The sequence below is a fragment of the Zhengella mangrovi genome (assembly GCF_002727065.1).
Taxonomy (GTDB): domain Bacteria; phylum Pseudomonadota; class Alphaproteobacteria; order Rhizobiales; family Rhizobiaceae; genus Zhengella; species Zhengella mangrovi.
This window is the reverse complement of sequence record NZ_PDVP01000001.1, coordinates 114,487-132,115: the sequence shown is the minus strand read 5'-3', so window position 1 is coordinate 132,115 and position 17,629 is coordinate 114,487. Positions and strand designations below refer to the sequence as shown.

The following is a 17,629-nucleotide window of genomic DNA, read 5'->3' as shown; positions in this document are numbered from 1 at the left end:
GCAGAAGGGAAGACTAGCACATGGCACGCAACAAGATTGCGCTGATCGGTTCGGGCATGATCGGCGGCACGCTGGCCCACATGATCGGTCTGAAGGAACTGGGCGACGTCGTCCTGTTCGACATCGCCGAAGGCGTCCCGCAGGGCAAGGGCCTCGATATTGCCGAATCCGCCCCGGTCGAGGGCTTCGACGCGAAGTTCACCGGCGCGAACGACTATGCCGCGATCGAGGGTGCTGACGTCTGCATCGTCACCGCCGGCGTGCCGCGCAAGCCGGGCATGAGCCGCGACGACCTGCTCGGCATCAACCTCAAGGTCATGGAACAGGTCGGCGCCGGCATCAAGAAATACGCTCCGAACGCCTTCGTGATCTGCATCACCAACCCGCTCGACGCGATGGTCTGGGCGCTGCAGAAGTTCTCCGGCCTGCCGAAGAACAAGGTCGTCGGCATGGCCGGCGTGCTCGACTCGGCGCGCTTCCGCTACTTCCTCGCCGAGGAGTTCGGCGTTTCCGTCGAGGACGTGTCGGCGATGACGCTGGGCGGCCACGGCGACGACATGGTGCCGATGACCCGCTATTCGACGGTCGCCGGCATCCCGCTGCCGGACCTGATCAAGATGGGCTGGACCTCCAAGGAGAAGCTGGATGCCATCGTCGAGCGCACCCGCAAGGGCGGCGGCGAGATCGTCGCGTTGCTGAAGACGGGCTCGGCCTATTACGCACCCGCGACGTCGGCTATCGCCATGGCGGAAGCCTACCTGAAGGACAAGAAGCGCGTGCTGCCCTGCGCGGCCTACCTGAACGGCGAGTACGGCGTGAAGAACATGTATGTCGGCGTGCCGACCGTGATCGGCGCCGATGGTGTGGAGCGGATCGTCGAACTGGAGTTCAGCAAGAGCGAACAGAAGATGTTCGAGACGTCTGTCAGCGCGGTCGCCGGCCTTTGCGAGGCCTGCCAGAACATCGCGCCGCAGCTGAAGGACTGAGGAGAGGATTTCCATGAACATTCATGAGTATCAGGCCAAGCAGGTCCTGAAGGGTTACGGCGCGCCCGTCGCCGACGGCGTCGCCATCTTCGAGGCCTCCGAGGCCGAGGCCGCGGCCAAGTCGCTGCCGGGACCGCTCTACGTGGTCAAGTCGCAGATCCACGCCGGAGGCCGCGGCAAGGGCAAGTTCAAGGAACTTCCCGCCGACGCCAAGGGCGGTGTGCGCCTGGCCAAGAGCATCGAAGAGGTGGTGACCAACGCCAACGAGATGCTCGGCAACACGCTGGTGACCAAGCAGACAGGGCCGGCCGGCAAGCAGGTCAACCGCCTCTACATCGAGGACGGTGCCGACATCGACCGCGAGCTGTATCTCTCCATCCTCGTCGACCGCACGGTCGGCCGCAACGCCTTCGTGGTCTCCACCGAGGGCGGCATGGACATCGAGGCGGTGGCCGAGGAAACGCCGGAGAAGATCGTCACCGTGGCGATCGACCCGGATGCCGGGGTGACGGATGCCGACAGCGCCGCGCTTTGCGATGCGCTGAAGCTCGAGGGCGCGGCCCGCGAGGACGGCATGGCCCTGTTCCCGATCCTCTACAAGGCCTATGTCGAGAAGGACATGAGCCTTCTGGAGATCAACCCGCTGATCGTGATGACCAACGGCCGCCTGCGCGTGCTCGACGCCAAGGTCTCCTTCGACAACAACGCCCTGTTCCGCCACGACGACATCATGGCCCTTCGTGACAAGACGGAAGAGGACGAGAAGGAAATCGAAGCCTCCAAGTACGACCTCGCCTACGTGGCGCTGGACGGCAACATCGGCTGCATGGTCAACGGCGCCGGCCTTGCCATGGCTACGATGGACATCATCAAGCTCTACGGCGCCGAGCCGGCGAACTTCCTCGATGTCGGCGGCGGCGCGTCCAAGGAGAAGGTGACGGCGGCGTTCAAGATCATCACGGCGGACCCGAACGTGACCGGCATCCTGGTCAACATCTTCGGCGGCATCATGAAGTGCGACGTCATCGCCGAGGGCGTGGTCGCGGCCGTCAAGGAAGTGGGCCTGAAGGTGCCGCTGGTCGTGCGCCTGGAAGGCACCAACGTCGACCTGGGCAAGAAGATCATCAACGAATCCGGCCTCAACGTGATCGCGGCCGACGATCTGGACGACGCGGCGAAGAAGATCGTCGCCGCTGTGAAGGGAGCCTGATACCGATGTCGATCCTCATCAACAAGGACACGAAGGTTCTGGTCCAGGGCCTGACCGGCAAGACCGGCACGTTCCACACCGAGCAGGCGCTCGCCTACCATGGCACCAAGATGGTTGGCGGCATTCACCCGAAGAAGGGTGGCGAGACCTGGGAAGGAGCGGGCGGCGACAAGCTGCCGATCTTCGCCTCGGTCGCCGAGGGCAAGGCCGCAACCGGTGCCGACGCCTCCGTGGTCTACGTGCCGCCGGCCGGTGCGGCGGCTGCCATCATCGAGGCCATCGAGGCCGAGATTCCGCTCATCGTCTGCATCACCGAGGGCATCCCGGTGCAGGACATGGTCAAGGTGAAGGCGCTGCTCGACACGTCGGCCTCGCGCCTCATCGGCCCGAACTGCCCGGGCGTGCTGACGCCGGACGAGTGCAAGATCGGTATCATGCCTGGCAACATCTTCAAGAAGGGCTCGGTGGGCATCCTGTCGCGCTCCGGCACGCTGACCTACGAGGCGGTGTTCCAGACGACGAACGCCGGGCTCGGCCAGTCGACAGCCGTGGGCATCGGCGGCGACCCGGTGAAGGGCACCGAGTTCATCGACGTGCTCGACCTGTTCCTCGACGACCCCGAGACGGAATCGATCATCATGATCGGCGAGATCGGCGGTTCGGCCGAGGAGGAAGCCTCCGAGTGGCTGACCGAGCAGGCGAAAAAGGGCCGCAAGAAGCCGATGGCCGGTTTCATCGCGGGCCGCACGGCGCCTCCCGGGCGCACGATGGGCCATGCCGGCGCGGTCATTTCCGGCGGCAAGGGCGGCGCGGAAGACAAGATCGCGGCCATGGAAGCCGCGGGAATCCGCGTGTCGCCGTCGCCGGCGCAGCTCGGCAGCACGCTGGTGAAAGTGCTCAAGGGCGAGTGAGGCCCTGATACGACACGGCTTCGAGGCCGGGCAGGCGCCCGGCCTCGGCCACCCCCGGAGGGAAACCCGCGGGCAGACAGGCGCCATCGAGGGCGCAGGCCGCGATCACCAAGGAGCCGGACAGACGATCCGGAAGCGCTGATGGCACGAAACGACCAGGCCAACGACATTTTCGAACAGACCTCGTTCCTTTACGGTGGCAATGCCGCCTACATCGACGAGCTCTATGCCCGCTACCAGGAGAACCCCGGCTCGGTCGACGAGCAGTGGCGCGCGTTCTTCTCGCAGCTCCACGATGACGCGGAAGACGTGAAGAAGAACGCCCGCGGCGCCTCGTGGAAGCGCGACAACTGGCCGATCGCGGCGAATGGCGAGCTGGTCTCGGCGCTGGACGGCGACTGGGGCCAGGTCGAGGCCCACATGACCGCCAAGCTGTCCGACAAAACGGAACGGCGCCAGGTCGGCCCCGGCATGACCGCCGAGGAAGTGGCCAAGGCGGCGCGCGACTCGGTGCGGGCGATCATGATGATCCGTGCCTACCGCATGCGCGGCCATCTGCATGCCAACCTCGACCCGCTGGGCATTGCCGGGCTGAAGGAGGACTACAACGAGCTGTCGCCGGAGGCCTATGGCTTCTCCCCGGACGATTACGACCGGCCGATCTTCATCGACCACGTGCTGGGCCTCGAGTTCGCGACCATCAACGAGATGCTCGACATCCTCAAGCGCACCTACTGCTCGACGATGGGCGTGGAGTTCATGCACATCTCCAACCCGGAGGAGAAGGCCTGGATCCAGGAGCGTATCGAGGGACCGGACAAGGGCGTGGCCTTCACCGACATGGGCAAGAAGGCGATCCTGCAAAAGCTGATCGAGGCGGAAGGCTTCGAACAGTTCATCGACGTCAAGTACAAGGGCACGAAGCGCTTCGGCCTGGACGGCGGCGAAAGCCTGATCCCGGCGCTGGAGCAGATCATCAAGCGCGGCGGCAACATGGGCATGAAGGAAATCGTGCTCGGCATGGCCCACCGCGGCCGCCTCAACGTTCTGACCCAGGTGATGGGCAAGCCCCACCGCGCCGTCTTCCACGAGTTCAAGGGCGGCTCCTTCGCCCCTGACGAGGTGGAGGGGTCGGGCGACGTGAAGTATCACCTCGGCGCCTCCTCGGACCGCGAGTTCGACGGCAACAAGGTGCACCTTTCGCTGACGGCCAACCCGTCCCACCTGGAAATCGTCAACCCGGTCGTCATGGGCAAGGCGCGCGCCAAGCAGGACCAGAATTTCGGGCGCAAGCGCGAGGAAGTGCTGCCGCTGGAAGCCCGCGCGGCCGTGCTGCCGCTGCTGCTGCACGGCGATGCCGCCTTCGCCGGCCAGGGCGTGGTGCCGGAGTGCCTCGGCCTTTCGGCGCTGCGCGGCCATCGCGTGGCCGGCACGATCCACTTCATCATCAACAACCAGATCGGCTTCACGACCAATCCGCGCTTCTCGCGTTCCTCGCCCTATCCGTCGGACGTGGCGAAGATGATCGAGGCGCCGATCTTCCATGTGAACGGCGACGATCCGGAAGCGGTGACCTATGCCGCCAAGGTGGCGACGGAATTCCGGATGATCTTCCACAAGCCGGTGGTCATCGACATGTTCTGCTACCGCCGCTTCGGCCACAACGAGGGTGACGAACCGGCGTTCACGCAGCCGCTGATGTACAAGAAGATCCGCGCGCACAAGACCACGGTGCAGCTCTATGCCGAGAAGCTGATCGGCGAGGGTCTCCTCACCGAGGGCGAAGTGGAGAAGATGAAGGCCGACTGGCGCGCGCACCTGGAGACCGAGTTCGACGCCGGCAATTCCTTCAAGCCCAACAAGGCCGACTGGCTCGACGGCGCCTGGTCGGGCTTCCGGACGGCGGACACGGCCGACGAGCAGCGCCGCGGCAAGACGGCCATGCCGATCAAGACGCTCAAGGAAATCGGCAAGAAGCTGGCCGAAGTGCCGGAAGGCTTCGAAGCGCACCGGACCATCAAGCGGTTCATGGACAACCGCGCGGCGATGATCGAATCCGGCGAGGGAATCGACTGGGCGACCGGCGAGGCACTTGCCTTCGGATCGATCCTGCTGGAAGGCCACCCGGTGCGCCTGTCTGGCCAGGACTGCGAGCGCGGCACGTTCTCGCAGCGCCATTCCGTGCTCTACGACCAGCGCGACGAGACCCGCTACATCCCGCTCAACAACCTGGGTTCCAACCAGGCCAATTACGAGGTCATCAACTCGATGCTCTCGGAAGAGGCGGTGCTCGGGTTCGAATACGGCTATTCGCTGGCCGAGCCGAACGCGCTGACGCTCTGGGAAGCCCAGTTCGGCGATTTCGCCAACGGTGCCCAGGTCGTCTTCGACCAGTTCATCTCGTCGGGCGAACGCAAGTGGCTGCGCATGTCCGGCCTGGTATGCCTGCTGCCGCATGGCTACGAAGGCCAGGGGCCGGAGCACTCGTCGGCCCGCCTGGAGCGCTGGCTGCAGCTTTGTGCCGAGGACAACATGCAGGTGGCCAACTGCACCACGCCGGCCAACTATTTCCACATCCTGCGGCGCCAGCTGAAGCGCGACTTCCGCAAGCCGCTGATCCTGATGACGCCGAAGTCGCTGCTGCGCCACAAGCGGGCGGTGTCGACGCTGTCGGAAATGAGCGGCGAAAGCTCCTTCCATCGCCTGCTGTGGGACGATGCCCAGCAGCAGAAGGACGGGCCGATCAAGCTGGTCAAGGATTCCAAGATCCGCCGCGTCGTCATGTGTACCGGCAAGGTCTACTTCGATCTCCTGGAAGAGCGCGAGAAGCGGGGGATCGACGACATCTACCTGCTGCGCGTGGAGCAGCTCTACCCGTTCCCCGCCAAGGCGCTGATCAACGAGCTTTCGCGCTTCCGCAACGCCGAGATGGTGTGGTGCCAGGAAGAGCCGAAGAACATGGGGGCCTGGTCGTTCATCGATCCGTACCTTGAGTGGGTGCTGGCGCATATCGACGCCAAGCACCAGCGGGTGCGCTACACCGGCCGCCCGGCCTCGGCGTCGCCGGCCACCGGCCTGATGTCGAAGCATATGGAACAGCTTGGCGCCTTCCTCGAAGACGCACTCGGCGAATAAGACAACCGTTCAGGAACAGGACAGAAACCATGGCAACCGAAATTCGAGTCCCGACGCTGGGCGAATCCGTGACCGAGGCCACGATCGGCCAATGGTTCAAAAAGGTGGGCGATGCCATCGCCGCCGATGAGCCGCTGGTGGAACTGGAGACCGACAAGGTCACCGTCGAGGTTCCGGCGCCGGCTGCCGGCACGCTGAGCGAGATCACCGCCCAGGAAGGCGAAACGGTGGAGCTGAACGCGCTGCTTGGCATGATCGCCGAGGGCGCAGGCGCTGCGGCCGCGGCGCCGAAGAAGGAAGAGGCCAAGCCGGCGGCGGAAGCGCCAGCCAAGGCGGCTTCCGAGCCGAAGGGCGGCGACATGCCGCCGGCCCCGTCGGCCGCCAAGATGATGGCCGACAAGGGCGTGGACGCGTCGCAGGTCTCGGGCTCCGGCAAGCGCGGACAGGTGCTGAAGGGCGACGTGATCGATGCGCTCAACAAGGGCAGCGGCTCTGCCCCGGCGGCGGCTCCCGCGGCTGCGCGTCCGCCGTCCAGCGAGGCGGATGCGCCGCGCGAGGAACGGGTGAAGATGACACGGCTGCGCCAGACCATCGCGCGCCGCCTGAAGGATGCGCAGAACACCGCAGCCATGCTGACCACCTTCAACGAGGTGGACATGACGGCAACCATGGAGCTGCGCAAGAAGTACAAGGACGTCTTCGAGAAGAAGCATGGCGTGAAGCTGGGTTTCATGGGCTTCTTCACCAAGGCGGTGACCCACGCGCTCAAGGAAATCCCGGCGGTCAACGCCGAGATCGACGGAAACGACATCATTTACAAGAACTTCTGCCATGTCGGCGTGGCCGTCGGCACGGACAAGGGCCTCGTGGTGCCGGTGGTCCGCGATGCCGACCAGATGTCCATCGCGGAGATCGAGAAGGAAATCGGCCGCCTGGGCAAGGCCGGCCGTGACGGCACGCTGACGATGGCCGACATGCAGGGCGGCACGTTCACCATCTCGAACGGCGGTGTCTACGGGTCGCTGATGTCGACGCCGATTCTCAACGCGCCGCAGTCGGGCATTCTCGGCATGCACAAGATCCAGGAGCGGCCGATGGTCGTCAACGGCCAGATCGTCATCCGACCGATGATGTACCTGGCACTTTCCTACGATCACCGCATCGTCGACGGCAAGGAAGCCGTCACCTTCCTGGTGCGCGTCAAGGAGAGCCTCGAGGATCCGGAACGTCTCGTTCTCGATCTCTGATTGAACCGGGAGGCGGCAAGAAAAGAGGGTATCGCGGAACGCGTTTCTGGTGTGTAATGGCCTCGCAAAGGGGCAATTCGAAACAGGGATGCAAAGCCATGACCCGATTTCTTCTTGCCGTCTCCGCATTTGTCCTGATGACGACCGGTGCGGTCCATGCCCAGAGCTTCAACTGCCGCTATGCCAAGCTTCCGGTCGAAGTCGCCATTTGTGAAGATCCTGAACTTCGCGACATGGACAGCCGCATGTCACGGCTTTTCTACGAGCTTTCGCCCTTTGATCGCGACGGAGAGGCCGGCCCGCAACGGCGCTGGATCGCGCGGCGCAACGACTGCGGCTACAACTCCGACTGCATCTACCGGGCCTATCGCCGGCGGATCGATCAGCTGGGCAGCTATTTCTGAGCGCGGCAAACGCGGGTCGTGGCCGGTCCTGATGGCGCTTGCCGGCCTGGCGTTCGCGCAACCGGTTCTTGCCGCCTGCCCGCAAGCGCTCGCCACCTATGAAACCGAGGACGGGAGCGCCGCGCTGACCTTCGTGGCGTCCGGCCAGGCGGTGGCGATGAGCCACGAAATCCGCATCCTGCTGGCCGATGTTCCGCCGGTGACGGCCTACGTGCAACCGTCCGAGCGGCTTGGACAGCCGGAAATGGTGCTGCCCGTCAATTGCCCGGAAGGGGATGTCACCGGCGCGGAACTCGACGCCTGCATCGTCTACCGTTCGGTGGTCTATGCGCGTGCCGATGACGGCGCCCTCATGGAATTGCCGGCTGCCGGGGAACCGGCGGCGGCCGACATTCTCCTGCCGAACTTCGCCGCGGCGGTGTGGCAGCATCCGGCCTTCGGCGCCGATGGCCCAAGGACGCGGCCCGCGGAAATCTTCAAGCTCTTGGGGTGCCAGGAATGAGCGAAGCCAGGGTTCTTCTCGTCACGGGCGGGTCTCGCGGCATCGGTGCCGCCGTCGCGCTGGGCGCGGCGCGCGAAGGCTGGCGCGTGGCGGTCAACTACGTTTCCAATGCCAGGGCCGCGGACCTGGTGGTCGAGCAAATCCTGCAGGCGGGCGGCGAGGCCATCGCGGTGCCTGGCGACGTCGGCAAGGAAGCCGACATCCTGAGCATGTTCGAAACGGTCGACCGCCGCTGGGGCCGTCTCGACGGTCTCGTCAACAATGCCGGTGTCGTGGACCGCAAGGCACGCGTGGACCAGATGAGTGCGACCCGCCTGGAGCGCATGTTCCGCATCAACGTCACCGGTTCCATGCTGTGCGCCCGCGAGGCGGTCAAGCGGATGTCCACCGAGCACGGCGGACGCGGCGGGGCGATCGTCAATCTCTCGTCCGCCGCCGCGCGCCTGGGATCGCCCGGGTGGTACGTGGACTATGCCGCGTCCAAGGGCGCGATCGACACGTTCACGACCGGCCTGGCGCTGGAAGTCGCCGGGGAAGGCATCCGGGTCAACGCGGTGCGGCCCGGCATCATCGCCACCGACATCCATGCTTCCGGCGGCGAGCCGGACCGGGTGGCGCAGACGCGCGGGATGCTGCCGATGAAGCGCGAGGGCCAGGCGAGCGAGATCGCCGACGGAATTCTCTATCTTCTCTCCGACCGGGCGTCCTACGTAACGGGCGCCATCCTTGATATTACCGGTGGGCGCTGACACAGCGCGCGCGAAACCAGGAAGGACATGATCCATGGCTTATGACGTTGTCGTTATCGGAACCGGCCCGGGAGGCTATGTCTGCGCGATCAAGGCGGCGCAGCTCGGCCTGAAGGTGGCCGTGGTGGAAAAGCGCGCGACCTATGGCGGCACCTGCCTCAACGTCGGCTGCATTCCCTCCAAGGCACTGCTGCATGCATCCGAGATGTTCGCCGAGGCAGGCCATTCCTTCGATGCGCTGGGCATCGAGGTCCCTGCCCCGACGCTCAATCTCGACAAGATGATGAGCCACAAGGACGCGGTGGTGAAGGCCAACGTGGACGGTGTCGCCTTCCTGCTGAAGAAGAACAAGATCGATGCCTTCCGGGGAACCGGAAAGGTCCTGGGCGCAGGCAGGGTGTCCGTCACCGGTGACGACGGAAAGGCCGAGGAAATCGAGACGAAGAACATCGTGATTGCCACCGGGTCGGACGTTGCCGGCATTCCCGGCGTGAAGGTCGACATCGACGAGGAGACCATCATCTCGTCGACCGGCGCGATCGCGTTGAACAAGGTTCCCGAAAGCCTGACCGTGGTCGGCGGCGGCGTCATCGGGCTGGAGCTCGGTTCGGTCTGGGCCCGGCTCGGCGCCAAGGTCACGGTGGTGGAATACCTCGACACGATCCTGGGCGGCATGGATGGCGAGGTCGCCAAGCAGTTCCAGCGCCTCCTGACCAAGCAGGGCATGACCTTCAAGCTGTCGGCCAAGGTGACCAAGGTGGAAAAGGGCGAGAGCGGCGCCAACGTCACCTTCGAACCGGTCAAGGGTGGGGATGCCGAAACGATCTCGTCCGACATCGTGCTGGTGGCGACGGGGCGCAAGCCCTTCACCCAGGGCCTGGGGCTGGAAGAGGCCGGCGTGGTGCTCGACGAGCGCGGCCGCGTCGATGTCAACGCCCACTTCCAGACGTCGCTTCCCGGTGTCTATGCCATCGGCGACGTGATCCGCGGACCGATGCTGGCGCACAAGGCCGAGGACGAGGGCGTCGCGGTTGCCGAGATCATCGCGGGCCAGCACGGCCACGTGAACTACGATGTCATCCCCGGGGTGGTCTACACGCAGCCGGAAGTCGCCTCCGTCGGCAAGACGGAAGACGAGCTGAAGAAGGCCGGCGTGGAATACAAGGCCGGCAAGTTCAACTTCTCGGCCAACGGCCGGGCGCGCGCCATGCAGCAGACGGACGGATTCGTGAAGGTTCTGGCCGACAAGCAGACAGACCGCGTTCTCGGCGTGCACATCCTCGGTTTCGGTGCAGGCGAGATGATCCACGAGGCGGCAGTGCTGATGGAATTCGGCGGGTCGTCGGAGGACCTGGGCCGCACCTGCCACGCCCATCCGACCATGTCGGAAGCGGTCAAGGAAGCGGCCCTGGCGACCTTTGCCAAGGCGATCCATTCCTAGATCGCCACCGCCCCTTTCCGGATTGCACCGGAAACAGCGGCACGAGAAAACCCTGGCCGGTCGGACCGGCCAGGTTCCAGGGAGGGATCATGGCCGGTTTCAGTCGGCCTTTTCTTCCTTGATCACCGGTTCGACCGCCTTTGCGGCGTCGTCTTCGGTGGTCTCCACGGCATCCGTGCGCGTGGACATCGGCGCCTTGTCGGACGCGATGCTGGCGGTGGTCATCGTGTCATGAGCCTCGGCGCTATGCATGCCGCAAGCCTGGGCCGCCGAGAGGCCGAAGCCAAGCGCGGCAAGCGTTGCAAGAACAGTCTTCATGGCGTGCTCCCTTGCTATGCCCCATTAAAAGGTAGCGCGGAACCGGCGGAGCGGCAATCGCCCACCAGAGCAAGCGCGGGTGAAAGCGGAACGGGATTTTCCCCGAGACGGTGCCAATGGGCCGCGCCGCGAAGTGTCCGGACCATTTCCGGATGAGGAACCCGGGTTCCATTTCCCGTGATGGATTTCAGTCCGCCCGCGTCACCGTGTAGCCGGCCTTGCGAAGCAGTTCGATCACGCCTTCCTTGCCGGGAAGGTGCAGGGCGCCGACGGCAATGAAGGCATTGCCCGCGTCAATGATGGGCTCGGCGCTGGCGACCATTCCATGGTTTCGCGCGGTCACCATGACCTTTTCGAAGGTCGCGTAACTCTCGTCCGCCGCGGACTGTTCCGGAGTCATGGCTTCCAGCATCGGCCAGACCATGCCCGTCTGGCCCTTCTGGTAAAGAACGATCATGGTCTCGATCATGTCATCGATGCGGTCGCCCAAGGCCAGGGTCGAGATCAACCCGTCGAGATGAACCTTCAGCGGCATCGAATCCATGGCTTCCATCTGCGAAATCATGGTCTCAAGGCCCTTCAAAGCCTTGCCTTGCGCCCGGGCATCCTCGGCGAGCCTGGCATCGAGAAAGGGAGCGCCGGATTTCTTGCGGGCCATTTCACAGGCCGGCAGGGCAAGTGCCGACGACACGACCCACGGCTTCATGCGCTCGACGGCCACGAGCGGCATGCCGCGGGTGGCGAGTTCCTTTTCCACCAGGGCGCGGTCCTCGGGATCGAGCAGATCGGTCAGCTTGCGCCCGTCGGTGAACATCATCAGGTCGGGGCGTTGCATCACGGCCGCCGCGGCTGCCTTGGGATCGAGCGCATCGACCGCCTCGACCACAACGGTGCCTGCGGCGTCGAAGGCCTTCCGCGCCGGCGGGGTCAGCGTAACAACGCGCGGATCCGTCAGGTGCATGGTCCCGAACAGGTATGACGGTACCACGCCCGGCTTCTCGATTTTCCAGAGAAGGCCCTCGCCATTGACGACCGCCGCGGCCTTTTCCTCCACGTCAACCAGGCGGGCGGGGTCCTCTGCCGCAAGCTCCTGCAGAAGGTTCTGCCCGGTGCAGCTGACCTGATCGTCTGCGCGAACCTGCGGCGCCAGCAGCAACAGCGTGGCGAGAAAGGCCAGGAAAAGCAGCCCGTGCAGAGCGGCGAGCAGGCGCGCGCCGTTCAGGCAGAGCGAATCAGCGATATGATCGACATGTCTCATGGCCACGATCATGGCGGGGAAAGCGGAAAAAAGCCGTTAATCGATCGCTGCAAAACGCTGTTGTCAGGCGCGGGGGTGGAAAGTGTCGTAGATGTCGAGCAGGCGCTCGGTATCGACGCCGGTATAGACCTGGGTCGTGGACAGGCTGGCGTGGCCCAGAAGCTCCTGGATGGCCCGCAGGTCGCCGCCGCGGCCGAGCAGGTGCGTTGCGAAGGAATGCCGCAGCGCGTGGGGTGTCGCCGTTTCGGGCAGATCGAGCGCGGAGCGCAGGCGGGCCATGTCGCGTTGCAGGACCGCCGGGTTGAGCGGGCCGCCGCGGGCGCCGCGGAACAGCGTCGTTCCCGGTTCCAGTGCCCAGGGACAGAGGCACCGGTAGGCAGCCACGGCTTGCCGGACCGCCGGCAGGAGCGGGACGAGCCGCGTCTTGCCGCCCTTGCCGGTAACGCGCAGACTGGCCTGGTCATTGTCCGAAAGCTCGCCGCCGTCCAGGCCAAGCGCTTCGGATATGCGCAGGCCGCAGCCATAGAGGAGGGCGAGGACGGCGGCATTGCGCGCCGCGATCCACGGTTCCTCGTTCAGCTGTTCGCTTGCATCCACGACACGGCGCGCGTCGCTGGCCGTCAGCGGCCGGGGCAGGGATTTCGGCTGGCGCGGCGCGCGGACCGCCTTGGCGCCGGCCGCATTGGCCAGGCCGCGTTTCTCGAGGAAGCGGAGAAGGGAGCGAAGGCCGGCCAGGTTGCGCCCGGTGGACCGGGCTCCCGCGCCGGACGCGCGGCGGGCGGCCAGGAAGCCGCGCAAGTCCATGGGCTTCAGGGTCTCGATGTCTTTCAGGGTCGCGGGCCTTGCAAGGTGACCGGTCAGGAAGGTGAGGAACTGGCGCGTATCCCGCTCGTACGCCTCGACGGTCAACGCGGAGAGCCGGCGCGTGGCGGCCAGTTCGGCCAGCCATTTACGGCGCCAATCGACGAGTTCCTGCGTTGCTATGACGAGAAATTGCGGTTCAGCCATGCACGGAGAATGCCTGTGACCGGTTAGCGAATGCTTGATTTGGCGGCGGAAGGGCGTAATCAGGCGCCATGAACGAGACAAAGATACAAGTGCGCATGGCAACCATCGGCGCGCCGCATGGCGTGCGCGGCGAAGTGCGCGTGAAAAGCTTTACCGACGACCCGCTGGCGCTGGGCGACTATGGCCCGCTGCACGACGCGCAGGGGCGCCTGTTCGAGGTGCTGGATGCGCGGCCGGCAAAGACCGTCGTGGTGGTCCGGTTCAAGGGCGTGACAACGCGCGAACAGGCCGAGGCGCTGAACGGTGTCGAACTGTTCGTCGACCGCGATGCCCTGCCGGACGAGGTGCTGGAGGAGGACGAGTTCTTCCATGCCGATCTCGTCGGTCTGGAGGTGCGGGACATGGACGGCAAACGCCTCGGCCGTGTCTCGGCCCTGCACGATTTCGGCGGCGGCGACCTGATGGAACTGGCGCTGCAGGGCAAGCGGTCGGTGCTCATTCCGTTCACGCGTGCCGCCGTGCCGGAGGTCGATGTGCGCGGCGGGTTCGTGACGATCGACCCGGTCGCGGCGGGCCTTGTCGAAGGCGACGAGGACGACGGCGCGGAAGGCGACGAGGGGCAAGAGGCAAGCGAATGAGTTTTCGCGCCACGGTTCTCACGCTCTATCCCGACATGTTTCCCGGGACGCTGGGTCTCGCGCTGGCCGGCAGGGCGCTGGAAACGGGAGCCTGGTCGCTGGAGACGGTCCAGATCCGCGATTTCGCGCTCGACCGGCATCGCTCGGTCGATGACACGCCGGCGGGCGGCGGCGCGGGGATGGTGCTGAAGCCCGACGTGCTTGGCCGCGCCATTGATTCAGCCTCACCGGATGGTGATCCGCGGCCCCGGCTGCTGATGAGCCCGCGTGGTCGGCCCCTGACCCAGGCCCGCGTGCGTGACCTGGCGAGCGGACCCGGAGCCGTGATCGTGTGCGGGCGTTTCGAAGGCATCGACCAGCGGGTGATCGATGCGCGCGGCCTGGAGGAGGTTTCCATCGGCGACTACATCCTGTCCGGTGGAGAAATTGCGGCCCAGGTGGCTCTTGACGCGGTGGTCCGCCTGCTGCCGGGCGTGATGGGCAATGCGCTGTCAGGCGAGACGGAGAGTTTCGAGACGGGACTGCTGGAGCATCCGCACTACACCCGGCCGGCCGAATGGGAAGGCATGACTATCCCGGATGTCCTGACCTCCGGCAACCACGCCCGGATCGAGGCGTGGCGGCGGGAGCAGGCCGAGGCGCTGACCGCCGCGCGGCGGCCGGATCTGCTTCAGCCGGTGAAGAAGTAGTAGCCGGCCAGGAAGACGCCGATCGCGATCACCAGCCAGCGCAGGACGGCCTGCGGCACCCGTTTGGCGAGCCAGACGCCGAGCCAGCCGCCAAGTCCGGCGCCGGGCAGCATGACGATGCCGTGAAGCCAGGAAATCGCCCCGCCAGCGGTGAAGACGAGGATGGCGATGGCGGCAATGACGATGGACAGCGCGTTCTTGATGGCGTTGAGCCGATGGTAGTCGCCGCCGGTGGCAAGGCTGAGCGAGGCCAGCATCATCACCCCCATTCCGGCGCCGAAAAACCCGCCATAAATGGACGTGACGAACTGCAGTGCGTTGCCGCGCGGGGAATTGGGGGGATGCTCGCCCGATGCCTTCGGCTTGAGGTAAGGTCCGGCGGCGAAAAGCGCGGTTGCTGCGAGCAGAAGCCAGGGCACGATGCTGCGGAAGGAGGGATTCGATAGCGAGAGCAGCCAGAGCGCCCCGCCGAAGGCACCGACGAGCGAAATGAGCGACAGGACTGCGACGGCCTTCCATTCACGCAGGATTTCGGACCGGTAGGCGAGCGCGGAGGTAATGTAGCCGGGAAACTGGACAATCGACGAGGTCGCATTGGCCGAAATCGGCGGAACGCCGGCGAAGGTCATGGCGCCGAAGGTCAGGAAGGTGCCGCCACCGGCGACAGCGTTGATCATGCCCGAGACAAGCCCGGCGAGGAACAGCAGGAGGGCGGAGACGATGGTCATGTCCGCTTCCTAGCGGCAAGCAGCCCGGTTGGCATCACAAAAGCGCGTTGATGCACTTTTTTCCGTCCGGAGCGTGACAAAGGCGCCGATAGCGTGTATGAGCGCGCCCGAAGTCCGGGCTGCATCCGGCTTCCTCGTAAAGCAACATCCATGTGAATCCGCCATGCCGGGCGGACCCCTGCCCGGCCCTTCATCGCGGTCAGTGACTTCGGAAGGCGGCGCTCTGACGTGCCCAAGAACAAGAGGACAGGACGATGGATCTCATTCGTCAGCTCGAGGCCGAGCAGGCCGCCAAGATCGAAGGTCAGCGCAAGCTGCCCGAATTCTCCCCCGGTGACACGCTGCGCGTCCAGGTCCGCGTGACGGAAGGCAAGCGCACCCGTCTGCAGGCCTATGAAGGCGTGTGCATCGCCCGTTCCGGCTCCGGCCTGCACGAGAACTTCACGGTTCGCAAGATTTCCTACGGTGAAGGCGTCGAGCGCGTGTTCCCGGTCTACTCGCCGCTCGTCGAGGCGGTGGAAGTGGTCCGCCGCGGCAAGGTCCGCCGCGCCAAGCTGTATTACATGCGTGATCGCCGCGGCAAGTCGGCCCGCATCACCGAGAATACCAATGCCCGTTCGCGCAAGCTGAACGACGCCGAGCGCCAGGCCCAGGCCGAAGAGCGCGCCCGCGTCGAGGCCGAGAAGGTTGCCGCCGCCGAGGCGCTGGCCGCCGAGAAGGCCGCAGCCGAGGCTGCAGAGGCTGCTGCCGCCGAGCAGAACGCAGAGGCCCAGGGCGAGTAAGCCCGGCGCTTCCAGCGTTCTCCTGAATTGAAAAGGCGCGGGTCTTCGGGACCCGCGCCTTTTTTCATGCCTTGCGCCGGGCGGCGGTTCCGGCGGCCGGTTCGGCCGGCCCGTGAACGAGGCGGCGCAGCAGGCGTTCGAGCAGACCCTGGCCGAAGGCCTTGACCCAAAGCGGTGCTGCGAAGAACTGCACAAGTGTCATGGCCAGCGCGATGCCGGCGACCTGGATGTGCTCGAGCCGGCCGAAGAGGCCGAAGCCGAACCCGTAGAACAGGATGATGCAGGTCACCGTCTGGCCGATGTAGAGGGTCAGCGCGAGGCGCCCGCAGGCTTCCAGCCGGTCGGTCAGCCATCGGGCACGGCCCGCGGCCAGCAACAGCGCGATGACCGAGAAGAAGCCCAGCGCAAAGCCCATGCGGCGGATATCGTAAATGTAGGGCAGCAGGCTGTCCGACAGCCAGGCGGCCGTCGATCCGTCGGCAAACCGCGTTGCCGTGAACCATCCGACTGCACTGCCCGTGGCCAGGCCGACGACGGCGACGCGGCGATAGGCGGCGAGACTCCAGCCGCCGGTCAGGAAGCCGCTTTTCAGCAGCGCCATGCCGAGCAGCATGATGGTGTAGACATCGAGGATATGGTGGACGATGACTTCCGACGTCTGCTCCTGGAAGGAGGTCGGTGCCAGCGACACCAGGTTGGAGATGTAGCCCTGCTGGCGATCGATGATCTCGCTTTCGATGCTGTCCATCATCGCCTGGATCGGGTCTTCGGCCTGGGCCGCCTCGTCGCCCGGCGCCTGCGTCTCCTCGCTGCCGGCCGCCTGGCCGGCGTCGGGGGCCTGGGGCCGCGTGATGCCCTGCGTGGTTTCGGGATCCGTGCCGGAGGGGTCGATCTGCTGGCGCAGCGGTTCGCCCTGGCGGTTCTCCTGCAATTGCTGCTGGCTCAACGTATCGCGGACTTCCAGGCGCTGCGACATGAGGGGAGAGATTTCCTCGCCGCCCTGAATGGCCGACATGACCATCATGACGAGCGCGACGACGGTCAGGCGCCTGGGCGACCAGTTGCGCACCGGGAAGAGGAAAAGGCCGAAGAGCCCGTAGAGGTAGAGAATGTCATAGGGCCAGAGCAGCAGGTAGGCGTGGATCACGCCAAAGCCGATCAGCGCCATCTGGCGGCGATACCAGGGATCGAGGGCGGCCAGGCCGCCGCCGGCGCGCTCGGCGCGGGTCAGCAGGATGAGCGCGGTGGCGCCGAAGAGCATGGAGATCATGCCGCGCATGACGCCATCGACCGCGACGCCGATGATGCGCCAGACCTCCACGTTGGGATCGATCGGTCCCCACATGGTCTCGCCCCAGATGCCGGGCACGCCCATAGCGTCGAGGGGCAGGGCGAAAATGAAGATGTTGAGCCAGAGAATGCCGAGAATGGCAAAGCCGCGGCCGGCGTCCATGAGGGCATGCCGGCCGGAAGCAAAGGGGGTCGTGTTCATGCACGTGATCCGAAAGCCCGAGACGGGGCCGCGCGGCCGAAAGAGCCGGAAGCGCGGTTACTCCTGACGGGGCGACATTGCAATTGGAATTTATCGCCGGGGGCTGCGGCACATCCGCTTGATCCTTGACG

The 17,629-nt window shown here is 65.6% G+C and carries 17 protein-coding genes; 12 read left to right on the top strand and 5 right to left on the bottom strand.

Annotation, left to right across the window (positions count from 1 at the left end):
* Nucleotides 1-20: 20 nt before the first annotated feature.
* The 9 genes from mdh (at nucleotide 21) to lpdA (ending at nucleotide 10,585) form a co-directional block, all read left to right on the top strand.
* On the top strand, nucleotides 21-986 hold the full coding sequence (mdh, locus tag CSC94_RS00625; protein ID WP_099302718.1) for a malate dehydrogenase: 966 nt from the start codon (nucleotides 21-23) through the stop codon (nucleotides 984-986).
* Nucleotides 987-999: 13 nt separating this feature from the next.
* Nucleotides 1,000-2,196, top strand: coding sequence for an ADP-forming succinate--CoA ligase subunit beta (sucC, locus tag CSC94_RS00620; protein ID WP_099302716.1), 1,197 nt, complete (start codon nucleotides 1,000-1,002; stop codon nucleotides 2,194-2,196).
* A 5-nt stretch (nucleotides 2,197-2,201) separates the two neighbouring features.
* Nucleotides 2,202-3,107 (top strand): succinate--CoA ligase subunit alpha, encoded by a 906-nt coding sequence (gene sucD / locus CSC94_RS00615; RefSeq protein WP_099302714.1) that lies wholly within the window; start codon nucleotides 2,202-2,204, stop codon nucleotides 3,105-3,107.
* Between the two features lie 141 nt (nucleotides 3,108-3,248).
* Nucleotides 3,249-6,242: a 2-oxoglutarate dehydrogenase E1 component gene (locus tag CSC94_RS00610; protein WP_099302712.1), complete on the top strand. Its 2,994-nt coding sequence runs from the start codon at nucleotides 3,249-3,251 to the stop codon at nucleotides 6,240-6,242.
* Nucleotides 6,243-6,271: 29 nt separating this feature from the next.
* Nucleotides 6,272-7,489: a 2-oxoglutarate dehydrogenase complex dihydrolipoyllysine-residue succinyltransferase gene (odhB, locus tag CSC94_RS00605; RefSeq protein ID WP_099302710.1), complete on the top strand. Its 1,218-nt coding sequence runs from the start codon at nucleotides 6,272-6,274 to the stop codon at nucleotides 7,487-7,489.
* A 98-nt stretch (nucleotides 7,490-7,587) separates the two neighbouring features.
* Nucleotides 7,588-7,893: a lysozyme inhibitor LprI family protein gene (locus CSC94_RS00600; RefSeq protein ID WP_099302708.1), complete on the top strand. Its 306-nt coding sequence runs from the start codon at nucleotides 7,588-7,590 to the stop codon at nucleotides 7,891-7,893.
* 31 nt (nucleotides 7,894-7,924) lie between these two features.
* Nucleotides 7,925-8,395, top strand: coding sequence for a hypothetical protein (locus CSC94_RS00595; protein ID WP_099302706.1), 471 nt, complete (start codon nucleotides 7,925-7,927; stop codon nucleotides 8,393-8,395).
* Nucleotides 8,392-9,144, top strand: coding sequence for an SDR family oxidoreductase (locus CSC94_RS00590; RefSeq protein WP_099302704.1), 753 nt, complete (start codon nucleotides 8,392-8,394; stop codon nucleotides 9,142-9,144). The genes CSC94_RS00595 and CSC94_RS00590 overlap by 4 nt, the downstream gene beginning before the upstream one ends.
* Nucleotides 9,145-9,178: 34 nt before the next feature.
* Entirely contained in the window at nucleotides 9,179-10,585 is a 1,407-nt protein-coding gene (gene lpdA, locus CSC94_RS00585) for a dihydrolipoyl dehydrogenase (RefSeq protein WP_099302702.1), read from the top strand.
* Between the two features lie 99 nt (nucleotides 10,586-10,684).
* On the opposite strand, the gene CSC94_RS00580 is transcribed toward lpdA, so the two are convergent.
* From CSC94_RS00580 to CSC94_RS00570, 3 genes are all read right to left on the bottom strand, one after another.
* Nucleotides 10,685-10,903 (bottom strand): hypothetical protein, encoded by a 219-nt coding sequence (locus CSC94_RS00580; RefSeq protein ID WP_099302700.1) that lies wholly within the window; start codon nucleotides 10,901-10,903, stop codon nucleotides 10,685-10,687.
* A gap of 187 nt (nucleotides 10,904-11,090) precedes the next feature.
* Complete coding sequence (locus CSC94_RS00575) at nucleotides 11,091-12,161, bottom strand: TraB/GumN family protein (RefSeq protein WP_099303891.1); 1,071 nt, start codon at nucleotides 12,159-12,161, stop codon at nucleotides 11,091-11,093.
* A 63-nt stretch (nucleotides 12,162-12,224) separates the two neighbouring features.
* The gene (locus tag CSC94_RS00570; protein WP_099302698.1) at nucleotides 12,225-13,169 is read right to left on the bottom strand and encodes a tyrosine recombinase XerC; all 945 of its coding nucleotides are present in this window, start codon (nucleotides 13,167-13,169) and stop codon (nucleotides 12,225-12,227) included.
* Nucleotides 13,170-13,237: 68 nt separating this feature from the next.
* On the opposite strand from CSC94_RS00570, the gene rimM reads away from it, so the two are divergent.
* On the top strand, nucleotides 13,238-13,807 hold the full coding sequence (gene rimM / locus CSC94_RS00565; RefSeq protein ID WP_099302696.1) for a ribosome maturation factor RimM: 570 nt from the start codon (nucleotides 13,238-13,240) through the stop codon (nucleotides 13,805-13,807).
* Entirely contained in the window at nucleotides 13,804-14,496 is a 693-nt protein-coding gene (gene trmD, locus CSC94_RS00560) for a tRNA (guanosine(37)-N1)-methyltransferase TrmD (RefSeq protein WP_099302694.1), read from the top strand. The genes rimM and trmD overlap by 4 nt, the downstream gene beginning before the upstream one ends.
* Here trmD and CSC94_RS00555 read toward each other — a convergent pair.
* Nucleotides 14,478-15,224, bottom strand: a complete 747-nt coding sequence (locus CSC94_RS00555) for a sulfite exporter TauE/SafE family protein (RefSeq protein ID WP_099302692.1) — start codon at nucleotides 15,222-15,224, stop codon at nucleotides 14,478-14,480. The genes trmD and CSC94_RS00555 overlap by 19 nt on opposite strands.
* A gap of 254 nt (nucleotides 15,225-15,478) precedes the next feature.
* Here CSC94_RS00555 and rplS point away from each other — a divergent pair, with 254 nt between their 5' ends.
* On the top strand, nucleotides 15,479-16,006 hold the full coding sequence (gene rplS, locus CSC94_RS00550; RefSeq protein WP_099302690.1) for a 50S ribosomal protein L19: 528 nt from the start codon (nucleotides 15,479-15,481) through the stop codon (nucleotides 16,004-16,006).
* 64 nt (nucleotides 16,007-16,070) lie between these two features.
* On the opposite strand, the gene CSC94_RS00545 is transcribed toward rplS, so the two are convergent.
* A complete protein-coding gene (locus tag CSC94_RS00545) occupies nucleotides 16,071-17,498 on the bottom strand; it encodes a DUF418 domain-containing protein (protein WP_099302688.1) in 1,428 nt (475 codons plus the stop codon).
* Nucleotides 17,499-17,629 lie beyond the last annotated feature (131 nt).